The sequence below is a fragment of the Acetobacter indonesiensis genome (assembly GCF_000963945.1).
In the GTDB taxonomy this organism is placed as follows: Bacteria; Pseudomonadota; Alphaproteobacteria; order Acetobacterales; family Acetobacteraceae; genus Acetobacter; species Acetobacter indonesiensis.
Genome location: NZ_BAMW01000080.1, coordinates 1 through 2,313 on the forward strand (window position 1 = coordinate 1; position 2,313 = coordinate 2,313).

General features: G+C 58.4%; 1 protein-coding gene. It reads right to left on the reverse strand.

The window, feature by feature from the left end; genetic code table 11:
* A partial coding sequence (locus tag Abin_RS14395; RefSeq protein ID WP_048848178.1) for a hemagglutinin repeat-containing protein occupies positions 1-2,313 on the reverse strand: 2,313 nt, incomplete at both ends.

Genomic DNA, 2,313 nt, shown 5'->3' on the forward strand with positions numbered 1-2,313 from the left:
CCGCTGATCCCGATATCCTGCGCCGCCGCTATGGCAGACCCGTCAATCGTCACAGGACCATTGGCCTCAATCTTCACGCTGCCGTTCGTGCTGCCAATCACACTCGGCGTATAGGTGCTGGTCTGAACACTCTGCTCATCCGTCCGCGACCCGTAGCCCACCGTCCCGCTTGCCCCCTGCGTGCTCATGTGGAAGCCCGCAACATGGTGCGATTCTTCCGCACTACTGGTGCTGTGCGTCGCACTCTCCGTAAAGGAGCCGCCAGACCGGAAGGACGCATCCCCGGCAGACCCAACCGCGCCTTTCACGCTCATATCTCCGCCGGAGATAACGTTCAGGCTGCCCCCTGCGGCAACGGTCGTGCCCTGTTCCGTGCTACTGCTCTGGCTGTCAGAAAACCGGCTATGCGTCAGAAAACCACTTTTCTCCCCGGAAACCGCGTGGCTCTGGCTATTGGTCACAGACCCAAGATCAAGCGTTTTCGCAGCATACAGTGAGGTCGAGCCATTGGAGACAATGCTCGCCCCCGCACTCTTCAGGTCACCCCCCAGCGCCTTAAGGAGCGCATCCCCGCCAACATTCAGGCTGGTGCCATAATTCTGCACCGCACTCCCGCTCTCGCTCAGCCCCTTCCCGCTGACAGACGCCGCCTGACGCACCGTTGTGGTCCCAAGCGTAATTCCTTCGCCCGCAAGCAGGCTCAGGTCCCCGCCTGTGGTCACAGCACCGCCATTGAAGGTGATATTGTTCCCCGCAGACAGGCTGACAGCGCTCTTCGCCGTAATCGTACCGAAAGACGCAATCTGCTGCTGGTTGCCACCCTGAACAAGATACGTGTTCAGCGTATCACTGTTGATGATCGACCCGTCCTGCGCCGTCAGCGACACCGTGCCACCAGACAGTGTGCCGGTGTTCGTGATGTCTCCCGTGGTCGTCTTCAGGCTCAGGCTGTCCTGTGCCGAAATCGTCCCGCTATTACTGATCGAACCCGCCGTCAGTGACACGTTCCGGCCAGAAATGGTCGTATCCGTCAGCGCTTCATGCCCAGGTGCAAGATACAGCTTGGGCACAAGAACGGTTTTACCGTCCACAACCTCGTTCTGGTACCACACAATGTCAGAACTCAGCGCCGCCTGCTGTGCGCTGCTCAGGCCCTGACCCAGCGTCAACCCAAGCTGGCTGCTCTCGTTCGCCGCATTATCCAGCAACGCCTGCATCTGGCTGGACGCCGTATTATATGTGCCACCCAGAAACGTCTGACCCGTCGCCGTCAGGATTTGCTGCTGCACATATTGCTGCTCAAACGCAGAATCCCCCAAAAATGTATAGTCCTGCGGTTGGTCACCCAGACGGTCCAGAAGATATTCAGACCCGTGAAATGCGGTCAGGCTCGTATAGGCCGGGTTCGTCTCAATCAGGTAATGCGCATCAGGGTTGCTGCTCGGAACATACAGCGCCTTACCCGCAGGAACACTCGCTATCAGTTGCGCCGTGCTGGGGTCCGTTGTGCCCGTAAAGCCGGGAAGGCTCAGATGCTGGGCCGCCGTTGTGCCGCTTTCATGCCCTTCGGGTGTCAGAACACCCCCGAAGGAAGGAAGAACCGTTGAGCTGCCTCCCGCCCCGGAAGCAGAGGCCACACCCGTTCCCGCTCCACCAGACAGGCCGTTACCAGACACACCGGAGGCAGCCCCTGTACCCGCACCTGTCTGCACCGAGGCATCCGCAAACTGACCCGCTGTCGGCAGAGTCAGACTGCCGCCATTGACTGCCGCAGCTTGGCCTGATGGCGTCACACTGCCCGGCACAGTTCCTGTATACTGGGCTGCCGCAGCCAACTGCGCTGCTGTAGCGTGTTCAACAATAGTCGTGTTGTCAATTTTATCCTTAAAAACCGCAGTAAGCGTGTTCCCTGCGATAATGGAGCTGGCAACAACAGAATAAGAAGATGAACCCCAAAGGTGAGAGGGCCACGGCCAGCCTCCCTGCTTACCAATATCCCAGGCCAGTCCCTGTGGTTCTGGATTGGGTGCGGGAACGCCTGCTGGTGGCTGATAATACCGGCAAGAGTTACCATTATAACAACTAAATTGGAAAACCACACTGGTGGCATATCCTTCATTGTCTAGAGTGTTCCCACTCAAAGACATGTCGCCACCCGCAGCAATGTGGCTTCCGGTATTTGTCAGATTGCCTAGCAGATCAATATTAAGTGTTCGCCCTGCGTCAAGTAAGGCTGGCGCACCGTTCACAGTCACTTTTGCGCCAGAGCCCGTCACCACGACCTTAGAAGACGCACCGCCGCCATAGAGTGCC